19 protein-coding genes are annotated in these 14441 nt (G+C 42.5%); 2 read left to right on the forward strand and 17 right to left on the reverse strand.

Features of this window, described 5'->3' with window-relative positions; all coding sequences use genetic code 11:
• Positions 1-4: 4 nt before the first annotated feature.
• The 13 genes from AAC852_RS01145 to AAC852_RS01205 form a co-directional block, all read right to left on the reverse strand.
• Positions 5-1330, reverse strand: a complete 1326-nt coding sequence (locus AAC852_RS01145; protein WP_340619434.1) for a phage tail protein — start codon at positions 1328-1330, stop codon at positions 5-7.
• The gene (locus tag AAC852_RS01150; protein ID WP_340619435.1) at positions 1327-1935 is read right to left on the reverse strand and encodes a phage tail protein I; all 609 of its coding nucleotides are present in this window, start codon (positions 1933-1935) and stop codon (positions 1327-1329) included. Before AAC852_RS01150 ends, AAC852_RS01145 begins: the two co-directional genes overlap by 4 nt.
• The gene (locus AAC852_RS01155) at positions 1928-2836 is read right to left on the reverse strand and encodes a baseplate assembly protein (protein ID WP_047683416.1); all 909 of its coding nucleotides are present in this window, start codon (positions 2834-2836) and stop codon (positions 1928-1930) included. Before AAC852_RS01155 ends, AAC852_RS01150 begins: the two co-directional genes overlap by 8 nt.
• Before the next feature lie 3 nt (positions 2837-2839).
• The gene (locus tag AAC852_RS01160; RefSeq protein WP_340619436.1) at positions 2840-3181 is read right to left on the reverse strand and encodes a GPW/gp25 family protein; all 342 of its coding nucleotides are present in this window, start codon (positions 3179-3181) and stop codon (positions 2840-2842) included.
• Complete coding sequence (locus AAC852_RS01165) at positions 3178-3813, reverse strand: phage baseplate assembly protein V (RefSeq protein ID WP_340619437.1); 636 nt, start codon at positions 3811-3813, stop codon at positions 3178-3180. Before AAC852_RS01165 ends, AAC852_RS01160 begins: the two co-directional genes overlap by 4 nt.
• A 172-nt stretch (positions 3814-3985) precedes the next feature.
• The gene (locus AAC852_RS01170) at positions 3986-4486 is read right to left on the reverse strand and encodes a lysis system i-spanin subunit Rz (RefSeq protein ID WP_340619438.1); all 501 of its coding nucleotides are present in this window, start codon (positions 4484-4486) and stop codon (positions 3986-3988) included.
• Positions 4483-5022 carry a lysozyme gene (locus tag AAC852_RS01175; RefSeq protein ID WP_340619439.1) on the reverse strand — a complete coding sequence of 180 codons (540 nt, stop codon included), beginning with the start codon at positions 5020-5022 and terminating at the stop codon, positions 4483-4485. The genes AAC852_RS01170 and AAC852_RS01175 overlap by 4 nt, the downstream gene beginning before the upstream one ends.
• 5 nt (positions 5023-5027) lie before the next feature.
• Entirely contained in the window at positions 5028-5291 is a 264-nt protein-coding gene (locus tag AAC852_RS01180) for a hypothetical protein (RefSeq protein WP_047683410.1), read from the reverse strand.
• A 9-nt stretch (positions 5292-5300) separates the two neighbouring features.
• Positions 5301-5504 (reverse strand): tail protein X, encoded by a 204-nt coding sequence (locus AAC852_RS01185; protein ID WP_047683408.1) that lies wholly within the window; start codon positions 5502-5504, stop codon positions 5301-5303.
• Positions 5505-5728: 224 nt separating this feature from the next.
• Positions 5729-5965 (reverse strand): DinI-like family protein, encoded by a 237-nt coding sequence (locus tag AAC852_RS01190; protein ID WP_340619440.1) that lies wholly within the window; start codon positions 5963-5965, stop codon positions 5729-5731.
• A gap of 19 nt (positions 5966-5984) precedes the next feature.
• A complete protein-coding gene (locus AAC852_RS01195) occupies positions 5985-6197 on the reverse strand; it encodes a hypothetical protein (RefSeq protein WP_340619441.1) in 213 nt (70 codons plus the stop codon).
• Between the two features lie 170 nt (positions 6198-6367).
• A complete protein-coding gene (locus AAC852_RS01200) occupies positions 6368-8356 on the reverse strand; it encodes a replication endonuclease (protein ID WP_340619442.1) in 1989 nt (662 codons plus the stop codon).
• 107 nt (positions 8357-8463) lie between these two features.
• A complete protein-coding gene (locus tag AAC852_RS01205; RefSeq protein WP_340619443.1) occupies positions 8464-8802 on the reverse strand; it encodes a DUF5347 domain-containing protein in 339 nt (112 codons plus the stop codon).
• A gap of 202 nt (positions 8803-9004) precedes the next feature.
• Between AAC852_RS01205 and AAC852_RS01210 the strand changes: the two genes are divergently transcribed.
• Complete coding sequence (locus AAC852_RS01210) at positions 9005-9625, forward strand: phage repressor protein CI (protein WP_340619444.1); 621 nt, start codon at positions 9005-9007, stop codon at positions 9623-9625.
• A 70-nt stretch (positions 9626-9695) separates the two neighbouring features.
• Here the strand turns inward: AAC852_RS01210 and AAC852_RS01215 are convergent, their stop codons facing one another.
• Entirely contained in the window at positions 9696-10241 is a 546-nt protein-coding gene (locus AAC852_RS01215) for a GNAT family N-acetyltransferase (protein WP_340619445.1), read from the reverse strand.
• Between the two features lie 155 nt (positions 10242-10396).
• A complete protein-coding gene (locus tag AAC852_RS01220) occupies positions 10397-10888 on the reverse strand; it encodes a bactofilin family protein (RefSeq protein ID WP_340619446.1) in 492 nt (163 codons plus the stop codon).
• Between the two features lie 989 nt (positions 10889-11877).
• Here AAC852_RS01220 and AAC852_RS01225 point away from each other — a divergent pair.
• Positions 11878-12693: a helix-turn-helix transcriptional regulator gene (locus AAC852_RS01225; RefSeq protein WP_340619447.1), complete on the forward strand. Its 816-nt coding sequence runs from the start codon at positions 11878-11880 to the stop codon at positions 12691-12693.
• Positions 12694-12829: 136 nt separating this feature from the next.
• On the opposite strand, the gene AAC852_RS01230 is transcribed toward AAC852_RS01225, so the two are convergent.
• Both AAC852_RS01230 and AAC852_RS01235 read right to left on the reverse strand, forming a co-directional pair.
• Positions 12830-13525 (reverse strand): epoxyqueuosine reductase QueH, encoded by a 696-nt coding sequence (locus tag AAC852_RS01230; RefSeq protein ID WP_340619448.1) that lies wholly within the window; start codon positions 13523-13525, stop codon positions 12830-12832.
• Between the two features lie 158 nt (positions 13526-13683).
• On the reverse strand, positions 13684-14433 hold the full coding sequence (locus AAC852_RS01235; protein WP_340619449.1) for an SDR family oxidoreductase: 750 nt from the start codon (positions 14431-14433) through the stop codon (positions 13684-13686).
• Positions 14434-14441: the final 8 nt, after the last annotated feature.

The following is a 14441-nucleotide window of genomic DNA, read 5'->3' on the forward strand; positions in this document are numbered from 1 at the left end:
ATTATTAGTTCTTAAAAAACCTGAACGACCTAATACGTGAACTAGGATCATCAAGATAATTTGCCGTCTTAGATAAAATATACCCTGATGTTGTAGTGCCTTTATTTAATGGAATAAAACGATTCTCAGATTCTGGTTTTGTGTAACACTCCCCACGAACAGTATAGGATTGATGTGCATGGTTGCCATTAGAGTTCAAAAATTGAGTGTGTAACATAGCAGAAGAGTCAATCCATATCTGTCCTACATCGCTACCTTTAGATCCTATACTAATGCCTTTTACCCATTCTCCTTCTCTACCACATGAAAATGCCCCTATATACGACTGATCAGGGATATTAGTCATCTGATTCGTTTGAGAAAATGCACCAACATCTGCTGCATTCAGGGTGATATCTCCCGATAATGATTTTCCATTCACTTTCCTTGAATTTGGTACAGCGTTTTGAGCTTTATCCACAGTTCCCACTAAACCGAGGTTTTTTACAAACTCATCTTTGTTTGGAATATCCGCACCATTCTTGTTTTTTTCCAGACGAGTATTGGCATTATTATTTGCTGCATCTGCCTGTGCTTTAGCTTCACGCACCTTAGCTTCGGTTTCTTCCTTAGAATAAGCTCCAACATCCCCTGCATTCAGCGCAATATCTGCTGATAGCGCCTTACCATTCACCTTACGCCCTGCCGGAACACGACCATTAGCATTATTATTCGCCGCATTAGCCAAATCATAAGCCGCCTTTACCGATTTCGGTGTCGCTGCATGAGTTTCGCTATTGCTGTCCACCGCGCTGCTTAGGATCACAAATCCCTTTTCTTTCAGCGTCGCATCAGGATGATTACGGCTATTTGCATGTTTCTTAATGGAATCGTCCACATATTCACGTGTCGCCAGGATCACAGACGGATCAATTTTCAAAGTCACGGCATCAGCGCTGCTGACAATCAGGATCATACGGATCGTCTGTGTACGACCAGAGCCTTCCTGCAATTGGGGTTTGTAGGTTTCTGCGCAGTTACCAACAGCGATCAGAATGCCATCTTTATCATACAGGCCGATTTCACGGATCCACCAGCCACCTTCGTTTTCAGGAATAACCTGTTCTGCAATGATTTGGTTGGTGTTTTTCGGATCGATGCTCAGCGTATTAATCGCTGCACGACGTTTTTCATTAATCAATTTAGTTTGTTTAGTGTCTGGCGTCGGCAGGCTGCCACCACCATCACCAACGGCCATATGGGTAATTTCGATTTTAGTACCCAGTGCCGCAGCATTTGCCAATTTATCCGCGCCCAACTGTGTCAGCAGCGCAAAATATTTGGTACTCATGGTCTAATCCTCATGTCATCAATAATATGTACTCCCGCGCCCACAATTTCTGAGCCGGATACTGTCACTTCTTTCGGGAAATAGGGATAAACTGTCAGTTCGTCACCGCTGTAAGTCGCTACCGAGTAGTGATATTCACCGCGTGTATCCAGGTTGATATCCAACCCAATTAAATGTCGACTCACCGGCTTGGCATCGAAAATCAAATTTTCCAGCTCTTCGAACATTTCATGGGTGATACCACTATCCAGCACACCAATATCCAGCCGGAAGGTGCCCGGAGCGTCGTTGGTCTGCCACCATTCCCGTACACGGATGAGATAACCTAACGGTTCAACTACCCGCCGAATCGCACCAATCGTTCCTTTATGTTTGTGCAGGAACAACGAGCTTTTGATCACTTCCCTTTTGGTGTTCTCAGGCCAGTTTTCGTCCCAGCGATCCACTGACCACGCCCATGCCAGATAAGGCAGTAATGATGCCGGACAAGTGTCCGGATTCCACAGTTCCCGCAATGGCACTTTGATCTTCTGCAACTCAGCACATGCTTTCGCCGCGGCAAGTTCTAACTGGGTTGAGCCCATCGGCAGAAGGCGATCACTCATCAGAACCTCCCATCGTCAATGTGGTCTTGGTGCAGTAAGAAGCCTGGGTTTTATCCAGCACAACGTCTTTCAGCGGTGCTTTCAGTTCTACACGCTGGACACCTTCCACATGCAATGCGGCATAAATCGCTGACAAACGAATGTCACGCCCCAGACGATGCTGTGCTTCGACGTAATGTTTCAGTTTTTGCTCAGCCGCTTTACGGATAGGTTCTGATTCCGGTGTCGGGAAGATGTACAACACCGCATCAATTTCATATTCCACAATGTTCGCTGACTGGACTTTCAAACGATCTGCCACTGGGCGTACGTTTTCATCGTTCAGGGCTTTTTCGACGATTTCCAACAGTTCTTTGGATGCCACACCTTTGTCTTCACGGGACATGATTGTTACCGTAACGTTGGCTGGTGACGGGCTGATAGCCGAAGCATCCGCGACACGCCCATCTGCACTGCGGGCATGGTATTCATAAGCCCCAACCGGTCCTGCAACGCTCAAACCTTCAAAGGCTTGAGGAATGCGCACGCGGTAATCGTTGTCGGATTCCATGACAGCCGGTGTCGGCGGTATGGTGGAGTTATCCGCAGAACGCAAGACCATGCGGGATACATTGTTGTTCGCACCCAATTGATCCAGATCGTTACCAGTTGAATAAGCAACCATTACCGCTCGTGCAGCTTCATTAACTCGCTGGCGCAGAAGCAGTTCGCGGTACACGTTCTCTTCCAGCAACTTCACCAAAGGCTCGGATTCAAGTTGCAGGGTTCGAGCAATGGCATCTTGCTGGTCTCCAGGATAAAGCGATATCAGCCCTCTTTTGCGCTCTTCTAACAGTTGTTCGTAATCCAGTGGCTCAACCACGTCCGGTGGCGGCAACTGACTTAAATCGATTGTTGGCATTGCTTACCTCACCGGAATCGAAAGTGAAAATTCTTTGGCGGACTGATGGTAAGTACCCGTGATATCCACCACCATTCTGCCGTCCTGTAGGGTTTCCATCGTGATTGACGTCAGCGTCACACGTGGCTCCCAGCGGCTGATTGCGGTAAAGCTGGCCGCCATCACTTGAAGCCTGAGCGCCGGGTTTTGCGGCCAGTCGATCAGTTCAGGCAGCAAAGAGCCGTAAGTACGTCGTGCAATACGGCTACCTACAGGGGTCAGTAAAATATCGCTGACAGATTGCCGGACATGCTCCAGATCGGCCAGCTCCCTGCCTGTCTGTCGGTTCATACCCAGATACATCATACGGGGCCTCCTGATGTGTCACCGCCTGACCGAATACCGGTGTGTTTATGGGAATCCACGACCACGCCGTTGGAACTGAATGTGCCGCCGGTGTGCTCAATATTGCCCGTCATTTTGCCGCCGTTGCGCACGATCAGATTCCCCGTGCTCATTAGCTGCGTACAGATGACTTCCGGTGTATCCAGCGTAATTCTGGTGCTGGCAACACAGGTGATTTCCGGCGCAGTAATATGAACGGAATCCGATGCAATCACTGTCGCGGTTTTGATGCCAGTCACAGTCAATGCGCCTGATTGCGGTTCATATTCCATCACTGCACCATCCGGAAACTTAATATGCGTTGCTTCAGGAGATGTTGATGGTGCCGGAAACTCATCTGAAAAAATTGCTGGCAATACAAAGGCGGTGGTCAGTTCGCCGCCTATGGACAGTAATAAAACCTGTTCACCAACACTGGGCGCCCACCACGTGCGGGAGTTTCCCGCTCTGGATGTCAACCAGTGCAGCCAGTCGGTTTCAAGATTGCCTGTCGCGACTCGGCACATTCCTTTTGTGGTATCCACTTGGGTAATGACGCCTGTTCGGATCAGGTTGCGCAATAAGCGCATCAGTTCAGTGAGTTGTGTGTTCATGGCGTAAGAATGCCATGAAAAAGCAGATGAAACATTAAACCAGGCTTGTAGGAACAGACATACAAAGCAGCAGAAAAAATCAAATTAAATCAATAAAATAAAAGCCTTCTTTCAGAATAAAAAAAGGCTTTTAGGGGTCATATAGAGAGTTCTGCTAAGTCATGCAGAATGACTAGGGCTTACATTGCCGGACAACTTCACGGACATACTGTTGCAGGTAATCTAGTTTGGCTTGATCGTTGATGATACCGGCTCGGATATCGTAAATAGTACGTCCAGCTTTTGCAGTGAGTTCGACTTGGGTTCCATCGCCCACGCTGCGGGAGCGGGTATTTCGGTTTTGGGTGAGCTGACAGGTAGCGAGGTTGGCAGTGGCGATTCGCACCCGGCGATGACCAGCGGCAATATCAGCCCGCAAAGCGGTATTTTCTTCAGTAACATGAGCTAATTTCCCAGAATAGAATTCATCCAGTTGAGCGACCCTGTTCTGTGCATCTTTCATTTGTTGAATAGCTGATAATGTTTCCTGGCTTGCTTTCTGGTAGATAGCAGCAATTTGAGCGGAATGTTGCTGCTTCAAGTTTGCCACTTCGCTAAGAAACAGTGAACGGTGTCCCCACCAGCCAAAGCATCCTCCAATTATAAAGGTGACAATTAAAGGCACTTTCTTCATTGTTCCAGTCCCCAACAAACCAGTTCAGATTCCTGATCACGCCGTAAGACCTGCCCATAACAGCCATTCGGCTGCCCTTTGGTTTTTCGGCAATCACGCCCTCCATCATAAATCCAGCGTTTAATTTCCTGACAAGCACCTTTTCTATCTCCGGCATTGAGCTTGCGATAAAATGTGGAAGAAAAGCACTTTGAAGGACCGATGTTATATGGGCAAAAACTGGCAATCCCTGCAATTTGTGGTTCAGTCAGCGGAATGTGGACATTCTTTTTTACCCAATCAATCGCTTTGTCGGCTTCAATCCGGTTCAAGGCTTCACATTGTTCAGAGGTCAACTGCATTCCTTTATATACCGCTTTATCATCAATGCGCGTCACTCCCCGGCATATCGTCCAAACCCCACCAGCATCCTGATAGGCTGTAAGCTGATTACCCTCTTTCTCATCAAGGAACTGGGAAAGAATAACGGAAGAACTGGCACCACCGATGATAAGACCAATAAGCAATCGGCTAAGTTTAGTTTTGAAATCCTGCATACATATCACAGCTCTTTTGGCGCGTGATTTATCAGCTCGCTGACAATACTGGCTGATTTTGACGCAGGATCTACCTCCAGATTTTCCAGAATTTCTTTTAAGATCAAAGTGCGTTTCATTTGCTCACGACGATTGAGACGATAAGTCAGAATGCCGAGAGCAATACTGGCGAATGCTCCCAGCAAGAAACTCCACTCATACAAAGAAAGACCGGAAAAAATAGCAGTGGTGCTGGCGCAGGCATAAGTTGCATGGCTGTATTTATCCATTCATGCCCCTTAATCCCAAAGCTGGATCATAGGCTTGCTGGCCACAGGCATAAAGTCCGGCATTTCAACTTTCGTTCCATGAGGCAATATCGCGCCAAAATCGGCAAGTCCCGGATTGGCCAACAATACACGTTCCGTCATGCCTAATGTCCGGCCATAGTGGCGCCAGCACAAAGCATCAACTGTCTCATTTTGTTGTGCAATAATTTGCATACACTCTCCTTTTCTTTGCAGAAAACAATCAGTAAATCGGAGAGTTATGATCGAATAATCAGCGGAATACCTCAATGAAACGGCATTGTCGGGGAAGTAGTACAAATGAAGAATAATTCTGCCAGAATATTTATCTTTTTAAGAAAGCATAAGGGCAGGAATTGACCCTGCCCTTACGTTATTTAAATTACTTATTATTTGTTCGATACTTCAATCTATTAGGCCTAATCCAATAGCCAGCTATCATCCTCCCAGACACTTTGGATGAGTTCCATTATTTGGTTGTGTTCACTACTGTTTTTACTTCCTGTCACTTTTACGGATGTACTGCTGCTGACGGCAATTCTAAAACGCGTATCTGGATACTGAGGTAGTATTTTCTTTTTAAGTTCATTTTCAAGTGCAGACATGACCGATTCAGAAACATTAGCTCGCTTATCGAAAAGTATTTCAATTCGCATCATTTTCTCCCGTCAAAGCCTATTCTTCTACCGAATCTGAATTTACCGACCATTCCCTTTCTAACAAATTGTTTTTATACAAGCTATTATAACCACTGAGTCTTTTTTCATAAGGTGCAGATAACTCAGCTATCCAGACCAATGCCAATTCTTTGTCTTCTGCTTGATTGCATTCACAACTTGTCGCCATTCTGGCAATAAAATTAATACGTTGTGCTACCAATGATTCCATAAGAGAGTCCACTGATATATACGCCTCCACTCAAAAACTGTATGTATATACAGTACACCTAATTAGTGAAAATTTAAAGTAGTTTTTTCCCTTCCTAAAGATAAAAATTAATAGTTAATAACTATTATATATTTCTTTTATAGAAATTTTTTTTTGAAAAAAAGCATTCTTTAAAACCATTTTATATCTATATCACAACAATATCTTTTCTGTCTATCCGTACAGTTATTGACAGAACTCCAAGAGAACCATTTTCTGTTTCTTTTATAGACAATCTTCTCCGATGTCGGAATCGCATCAGATTTTGGTACAATTGTCCATTGATGGATCCGTGTACAGATATATTTTGCATAAGACAGCAAAGGCGATGTCACTCCTTGGATGACGTGAACTTCTTCACCATAAGGGCTACCAAATGGAATCTGTTTGTAAGAGAGCCGAATGACCAAATCACAACGAGCAACCCACGGCCCACCTTGAGCCTGCGTATAAGCAGCCCAATTTCCTTCATCTGCGGCCTGTAAGACCGCATTCATTTTATTATCAGATAAACGTACTTCTTTGAGTCGACGCAATTCGCGCCAAACAGAAACCGGAGCACCACCAATTTGTTGAAATTGACGAATACGCCAACGACTTGCCCATGCTGTTACCGATTTAGCCATATCGCGTAATGATTCGCCCGTTTCATGATCGATTTCATCTTCTAATGCATAACCATCAATATTTTTAGAAATGTACTTTGCGATATAACCTGTCGCGCTACCTTGATAAGGATCTATCTCCCTGTAATCAAAACGGGATTTTTTGTCATTATTACGATGACGCAGTAACTCTTCCCCCTCTTCTTGACAAGCGTAATGTTCAAGGATTTTTCTGACCTGCTGCACATGTTCTGGCAACATAAACAATAAAATATGCCAATGTGGAGTACCGTCATGATGGGGTTCGACAACACGAAAACCAAATAGATTAATGCCTGCACGAGCAATGGCTGCACGGGCTTTTGCCCATACGCTGCATAAATAGCGTTGTGTATCGCGGGGAGTCGCGCCCTCCCACTGATTGACAAATCCTCCTTGATGCCGGACTGCATGGTATTTCGCTGGTGCCGTAATGGTATAGAATTCCCCTACACATCCCATTTTGTCAGCAATATCCTCGAAACCGCACATTCTGACCATCAATTCACAACGACGGATAGCAGGATTCGCGTTACTGTGAACCACAGTTTCAGCTAATGAAATACGTTCTCCCGCTTCATTTTCTAAATCAAAATGCTGGAAAAATTCACGATTGCGTCGCTTTTGCTCCAACCATTCACGCAAAGCATGTTGCGAAACATAAGGTGATGCCATTTTCTGAACCTGTCCAACTGCAATTGCCATATGTTCCGATTGAATATCTCGCAGGCGCTTTAAACGAAAGTACCACCAGCGGGCGGACATCATACGCAACATTGCCGTACAGAGTTGATCAACAGAAAGTGCTTTGCGTCCATGGTTAAATCGCTGCCAATAAGGAGGACTCGTACCACATTGCAACGTTAGTTTTGCCAATAATTGATAAACTTCTGCCATACGAGAAAATTGTTCCATCTCACTATCCAAAGATTTTGTTTGGCTATGTTGGGACTCTTGCAAAAAAGGTTTTTGCAAAGAAGAGGGACTTAAAGAAGTGGGTTTCCAAAAGGGTTTCAGAGAATAGTACTCATAGTTCTCTGTGATAAATACAGAGACTTCATGAGCGAGCTTCAAAAGCTGTTTACGATCATAAGTCACCACGTTATTCAATTGTGCAATAAAAGGGAAAGGCGCAATACCAGACACATGGTGTTTGAATTGGTATCTGTGCTTAACCAACTGTAACCGTGGCAACACATTCTGCCCGACAGTTTTTCTCAGATAAGAATTGGCCTCCCTACGCCCTGATTTAGTAAAAATATCGACATAACGGCGGCTGAAATATTTCGCCAGAAAGTCCGGTATCTGACCGATATATTGATGGCACCATTGATAATCTTCTGCATTCACTTCCCATAACAAATACTCTGCCATTGAAGCATTTCGCGGGATGTTTGGTCGGCACATTCCCAACTGCTTATCGTTGGCAATAGCATTGCCAGCGTGATATTCATGAGCGAAAAAAATACTATTCATCAATGTCACCATATTAAGGGTATGTGAGTACCTGACGTACACACGCCATCTGTTCAAAAATGCTATTTATTCAGAAAAATAAACCGAAAAAATGTTTAAAAGAGTGATTAATTGGATAATGTCAAATGCTTGGGAAACTGACTGACTACAACCTTAATATGATTCATCGCTTTGATCAGAGACTGTTTTTCCTCTGGGGTAAATTGGCTGACTTCACTGTCATGACGAGAACGTGGAATATTCGCCAAATAGAAAATAGCGGATAGCACCCGCTTATTCTCTGCATAATGACAATCCCTTTTGTCACGCATATCGGCAAGAAACCGTCTTAATTCTTTCTCATCATTTCCCCAGTATGTCGCTCTGATCCTCGACAAATGGTTCAATCCTTCCAACCGCTGACCGAGGTTAATTTGGGCAAATTTCTCTTTCTCTGTATTCGCCATATTTTCCTCACTCTTTTACCTTCAGAGAGATTATGGTCAGAGCAATACTTGGAACACAGCGGATCTCTGGCATAAGGATTGAAATTTGGCAGTTCATGATGCAATATCTCTCAATGGTTTTCGCATTAACCAACCTGGGCTCACAAAAGATCTCAATTAGAGAACTAATGTGGGATGCTAATCTCTCTTATCTATACTGTCAATGAAAAATACCAATATTGAGATCAAAATGGGGGCTGATAGCGGTGGGCGACCAGCTATCGAGCGCCTTGTCCGCGCGTATGGATTTAAGTCTCGTCAGGCTTTGAGTGACCATTTAGGCGTGTCCAAAAGCACTATGGCAAACCGCTATCTTCGTGATAGTTTTCCGGCGGATTGGATTATTCAGTGTAATCTAGAAACAGGTGCTTCACTGCTATGGTTGAGTACAGGGCAAGGAGAGATGTTCCCAAACGGAGAAGGGGGTAAAAAAACGGAACTGTTGGAAGATATCATCGCGCCGTCAATCTCTCGTGTAAAACTGTCAGGGGGAAAGCTAAATGAGGCGGATCCGGTTATCCTGGATAGTGAGCTAATTTCCAAAGACCTCAGAAAACCGCTGGTGGTTGATGATGGTATATCCTGGTATCTGCTCGATACCCAGGAAGACAATATTCAGGATGGTTTATGGCTGGTCGATATTGAAGGAATGCACAGTATCAAAAAAATAGCCAAAATCCCTGTCAGTAAAATTCGGGTCAGTGATGATGATGTCACCTTTGACTGTGCGATCAGTGATATTCAATTCATTGGCCGCGTTGCTTTGGTGATCTCCAGACAATAACGGCTTATGTAGTAATACGTTTTCCATCAAGGTCATTCCTGCCCATCAGAATAACCTTGATGGCGTCTATTTAAGCAGCCGGACGCTTGATCCGGTACAGAACGTGCTCCCGCAATGGGTTATCTTCCTCTATTGCTGGATACATGAATGTTTTTTCATCTCTGACCATACCCAATTTTTTCATTACACTTTCTGAACGATAGTTCAGCAAAGGGGTGAACGCCACAATTTCATCCAGTCCAATTTCTGTAAAAGCAAAGTCAAAAACTTTACGGGCAGCTTCACAAGCATAACCTTTCCCCCAAAATGGCTTATCAAGACGCCAGCCTATTTCAACAAAAGGAGAGAATGGAAATTCAAGGTTAGGGATATTCAGCCCGACAAAACCAATAAATTCGCCATTCTGCTTTAATTCAACCGCCCATAATCCCCAACCTCCTTGTATTTCGAATTTACGAATAAAACTATCAACGAACATGTCACTTTGTTCTCTTGTCAGCGTCTCAGGAAAAAACTCCATCACTTCCGGATTACTGTTCATGCGAAAGAAAGGTTCTCTATCTTCTTCCTTCCAGGCGCGAAGCCGTAACCTTTCTGTTTCCAGTTCTATAATCACAACGCCCCCTTGAAATTCATTGAGGTATAAAACTATTGACTATAAAAACAAAAACTGCCGGAAAATTCTACATATTTCCGGCAGAATACATGGAGTTTTATACTCGATGAATCTCAATAGATTGAAAAACGGGGAGTATTTTTTATCAGCAGATATCAGGCAGTGTTTTTAGATTTTGGCTTGTCTCCCTGACTTTCTTTAATAGAGACAATTCGCTCAGTTTCCTGTTTTTTCTTATTTTCTACTTGTTCAGACTGACCAACAAATAATCCACCACGTCGGATTGACATACTTCCACAACGGCTAATACCCCGTAATTCTCCGTGCTCAAGAATATCTAATGTTTCTGCACAGCACGTTCCTTCAACATGACCATCAATAATAATTTCAGGTGCACTTAGCTCACCTTCCACTTTTCCGGCATGCATAACACGGATAGCACCTCCTTTTACGCGAATATTCCCGACAACTTTTCCCCAAATCTGAATATCTCCTTCCATATCGATATCCCCTTTAAATACGGAATTCTTCGCGATAATTGTATTCGCGCGGGCTTCAGTACCGGAGATTTTTTTCTCTTCAGTTTGCACAGGAGTGATCTGTGTGACCTGGCTGGCAGCAGATGCCTCAGTTTTTTTTCCAAACATAGCTTTGATTCTCTGTTTCATATTAGTAAAGTAAAATACTAAGGCTAAAAAAGATAAAATTGCTGTTATGGCACAACTAATATTTGCACCGTACACGTACAAACCCAGGGTAATAGCCCAGAAGAGCCATAGACTGTATAAGAAAACGTTATCTGAAAAACGATACTTTTCCATATTTTTCTCGTTCTTGTGATCTTTTATCTTTCATCAGCAAATATATCTATGAGTATGCCTTAGCGGATATAGAAGAAAGGCGATGAAAATACATCCTAGCATTGTATCAGTATAAAAAACAATCTACAAAGCTATAACAGAGGTATTTGTAACGCTATTACATCGATAACGTTGTCGATAAAGCTTAATATACTGAATTATCGATGATTCCCTCTTAAACTCCAACATGAAAAGCTCACTTCAACAGCTTTATCTTACTATTTTCAATATAAAAACCATATAAACTAATAAATCCGCAACACAATTAAACGAATAATTAACAAAATAATATCACAGGTGATACAGTAATATTGCTGTGCCCTAAAACCTAAACAATGAAAGAATAAGAATGAGAGCATAAATTCTGGTATAAATATGATCTACTCTTTGCCTTTTCTAATATAAAAATTTATTTCAAGAAATAATCAATCTATTGGGATTTAAATTTATCCAATTAAGAATTGATAATTTTTATTAACGGAATGGATAAAAACATATCACCACCTCAACCTCTCTAGCTTGAGAACAAATAAATTTAAATCTAAATTTTTGACATTTAAAACTAACATAAATATTAATTTGAGGATATAATACTGAGGTGATTTAATTGATGTTACGCATACGATTTTGATATCTGCCAATATGTTTATCCTACATTCAATTTATATCCAATAAGTTTGAGTTGCATTCCAGTCTACAAAAAAGCCATTTGAAAGACAGAGGATATGGTCAATGGATCTCAGATTACTCATGATACGGAAGATTAGGAGTATAAAATGAAAAGGACGACAGGCTTAAACAAAAAGAGTATTTTCTCTTTACAGTTAACCATGCCGGACTTCAATATTCTCGAACATAAACAACGAGGACTGTATATTTTACTTGACGGAGAAATGATATGGAAAGATTGCACCAAAACCTATCACATCAAGTCAAATGATATCCTTCTTACCCATCCGGGAAACTATGCTGCAAAAACTAATACAAAAAATTGTCAGGCATTATGGCTACCGTTACATATGGATTTTTTGCGTAGTTTTTTGAAACGCTTTGGAGATCTATTAAGTAATATAGAGCGCCATGATTTCCCCGCTTATCGGTTAATTCCTTTCAATCAGTTTCCTTTATTAACAGAAAGTATCCGTGGATTAGTTAAGTTACTTGCTCATGACTATCCCCCAGTATTGGTTCAGTTAAGAATTGAAGAGCTACTTTTGTTACTTTCTCTCGGAAAACAAGGCTCATTGCTGATGTCGGTTCTGCGGCAGTTGAGTAATCGTCAGGTAGAACGATTGCAAGCATTTATGGAGGCTCATTATCTCAAGGAATGGAGGCTGAATGATTTTGCCCGTGAATTTGGTATGGGGTTAACTTCATTCAAGGAACTTTTTAACAGTGTTTACGGCATATCACCACGTGCTTGGATCAGTGAACAACGTATTCTTTATGCACATCAATTACTATTAAACAGTGGAATGAGTATTGCTGATATCTCGCTGGAATCTGGTTTTTCCAGTCAGTCCTACTTTACTCAAAGCTATCGAAAGCGCTTTGGGTGCACACCCAATAGAGCCAGATATGGCAAAAATTAATTACAGTTTTTTTGCCTCATCAAAACTCAGGCAGATATGATGAGGCAAAAAATAATAAACCTGCCTCCATATCAAAATGGTGGACAGGTATTAAATAAGAGAGAAAAGAGAATACGTTAATCGACAGTTATAGTAATTAGTGCTCTTTCTTATTGCAATTTTTATTACTTTTTTTATCGCTATCTGCACTGTAAAACACAGTACCGAGTTTTATTCTTTCCCGTCCGGTCGCCAAACGATGTCGATTAGTATCGCGCAGAGAATAAATACAGCCGCAATATTCTTGCTGATAAAACTCTTCGCGTTTACTAATTTCTATCATACGCGCAGAACCGCCGCCTTTACGCCAGTTATATTCCCAATACGTTAATCCCGGATAACGGGAAGCAGCGCGGACACCACACTCATTAATTTGCTGCATATTTTTCCAGCGTGAAATACCAAGCGAACTGGTAATAACAGGAAAACCATGTTCATGAGCATATAACGCTGTCCGCTCAAAACGCATGTCAAAACACATAGTACAGCGAATGCCGCGTTCAGGTTCGTTTTCCATCCCTTTTGCTCGTTCAAACCAGTTATCACGATCATAATCAGCATCAATAAAAGGAATGCCCATCTGTTTTGCAAAACGAATATTTTCATCTTTACGCAGCTCATATTCCTTTAGCGGATGAATATTCGGATTATAGAAAAATATCGTGAAATCTATCCCCGAAGCTAACATCGCTTCCATCACTTCCCCTGAGCACGGCGCACAACATGAGTGCAGCAGTACTTTATTATTTCCATTGGGTAGTGGAAGGGGCTTACGTTCATAGTCCAATGACATAGTATTTTACCTAACTCAGACAATAAAAAACCAGGAAGAGAATATGCTTTCCCTCCCTGTGTTTATTAGTTACCCATCTTACCTTTTTCTTCTGCCTTACGACAACGGACAAAAAGAATAGAGAGAAAGAAAAGGCGATTTTGATCACATTAGATCAATCAAATACCTTGTATTTCTGGTAATACCTGTCCACCATCAACCACAATTGTCTGCCCGGTTATATATTTCGCTTCATCAGAAGCCAGGAAACAAGCTGTATAACCAATATCTTCCGGTGTTCCCAAGGTACGCATTGGGATTGTAGCTTCGATCTGTTTCAAAAAATCCTCACCGAATGCCTGTAAGCCTTCAGTCACTATCATGCCTGGCATAATGGAATTAATCGTAATACCCTGAGTCGCATATTCAAGTGCCGCACTTCGCATAAACCCTAGCTGCCCTGCTTTACTCGCACCATAATGGCTGTATCCCGGCATACCTACCATCTCACCAGTGATAGATGAAGTCATTATAATTCGTCCAGACTGCTGCTTCTCCATGACATTCAGCGCAGCCTGAACTAATAAAAATGTGCCTTTCAGATTGACGGTATATACTAAATCCCAATCTTCGACCGTCATTTCATGAAGAAAATGTTGTGGAAAAATACCCGCATTTGAACAAAGAATATCAAGCCTGCCATATTTTTCGACAATTCCATCAATCACATTTTTACATGCAGCCTGATCCGTGACATCAAGAGAGATAAAATCAACACCCAATTCTTTGGCTATAACCTCCCCTTTGACTTTATCCGTACCTGAAATAATAGTCGTCGCACCTGCCCGTTTAAATACCTGAGCAATCCCTTTACCAATACCTTTGGTTCCTCCAGAAATAAATGCGATTTTCCCGGTTAAATTAAACATTTTTGTTT

Origin of the sequence: Xenorhabdus siamensis (assembly GCF_037996745.1) — a bacterium.
Taxonomy (GTDB): Bacteria; Pseudomonadota; Gammaproteobacteria; order Enterobacterales; family Enterobacteriaceae; genus Xenorhabdus; species Xenorhabdus indica.

Excerpts from the sequence above, each read along its gene's own strand:
- AAC852_RS01235 (WP_340619449.1), bottom strand. The coding sequence starts at position 14,433 with ATGTTTAATTTAACCGGGAAAATCGCATTTATTTCTGGAGGAACCAAA.
- AAC852_RS01165 (WP_340619437.1), bottom strand. The coding sequence starts at position 3,813 with ATGAACACACAACTCACTGAACTGATGCGCTTATTGCGCAACCTGATC.
- AAC852_RS01155 (WP_047683416.1), bottom strand. The coding sequence starts at position 2,836 with ATGCCAACAATCGATTTAAGTCAGTTGCCGCCACCGGACGTGGTTGAG.
- AAC852_RS01145 (WP_340619434.1), bottom strand. The coding sequence starts at position 1,330 with ATGAGTACCAAATATTTTGCGCTGCTGACACAGTTGGGCGCGGATAAA.
- AAC852_RS01195 (WP_340619441.1), bottom strand. The coding sequence starts at position 6,197 with ATGGAATCATTGGTAGCACAACGTATTAATTTTATTGCCAGAATGGCG.
- AAC852_RS01160 (WP_340619436.1), bottom strand. The coding sequence starts at position 3,181 with ATGATGTATCTGGGTATGAACCGACAGACAGGCAGGGAGCTGGCCGAT.
- AAC852_RS01180 (WP_047683410.1), bottom strand. The coding sequence starts at position 5,291 with ATGGATAAATACAGCCATGCAACTTATGCCTGCGCCAGCACCACTGCT.
- AAC852_RS01170 (WP_340619438.1), bottom strand. The coding sequence starts at position 4,486 with ATGAAGAAAGTGCCTTTAATTGTCACCTTTATAATTGGAGGATGCTTT.
- AAC852_RS01150 (WP_340619435.1), bottom strand. The coding sequence starts at position 1,935 with ATGAGTGATCGCCTTCTGCCGATGGGCTCAACCCAGTTAGAACTTGCC.
- AAC852_RS01175 (WP_340619439.1), bottom strand. The coding sequence starts at position 5,022 with ATGCAGGATTTCAAAACTAAACTTAGCCGATTGCTTATTGGTCTTATC.
- AAC852_RS01200 (WP_340619442.1), bottom strand. The coding sequence starts at position 8,356 with ATGAATAGTATTTTTTTCGCTCATGAATATCACGCTGGCAATGCTATT.
- AAC852_RS01190 (WP_340619440.1), bottom strand. The coding sequence starts at position 5,965 with ATGCGAATTGAAATACTTTTCGATAAGCGAGCTAATGTTTCTGAATCG.
- AAC852_RS01185 (WP_047683408.1), bottom strand. The coding sequence starts at position 5,504 with ATGCAAATTATTGCACAACAAAATGAGACAGTTGATGCTTTGTGCTGG.
- AAC852_RS01230 (WP_340619448.1), bottom strand. The coding sequence starts at position 13,525 with ATGTCATTGGACTATGAACGTAAGCCCCTTCCACTACCCAATGGAAAT.
- AAC852_RS01220 (WP_340619446.1), bottom strand. The coding sequence starts at position 10,888 with ATGTTTGGAAAAAAAACTGAGGCATCTGCTGCCAGCCAGGTCACACAG.
- AAC852_RS01205 (WP_340619443.1), bottom strand. The coding sequence starts at position 8,802 with ATGGCGAATACAGAGAAAGAGAAATTTGCCCAAATTAACCTCGGTCAG.
- AAC852_RS01225 (WP_340619447.1), top strand. The coding sequence starts at position 11,878 with ATGAAAAGGACGACAGGCTTAAACAAAAAGAGTATTTTCTCTTTACAG.
- AAC852_RS01210 (WP_340619444.1), top strand. The coding sequence starts at position 9,005 with ATGAAAAATACCAATATTGAGATCAAAATGGGGGCTGATAGCGGTGGG.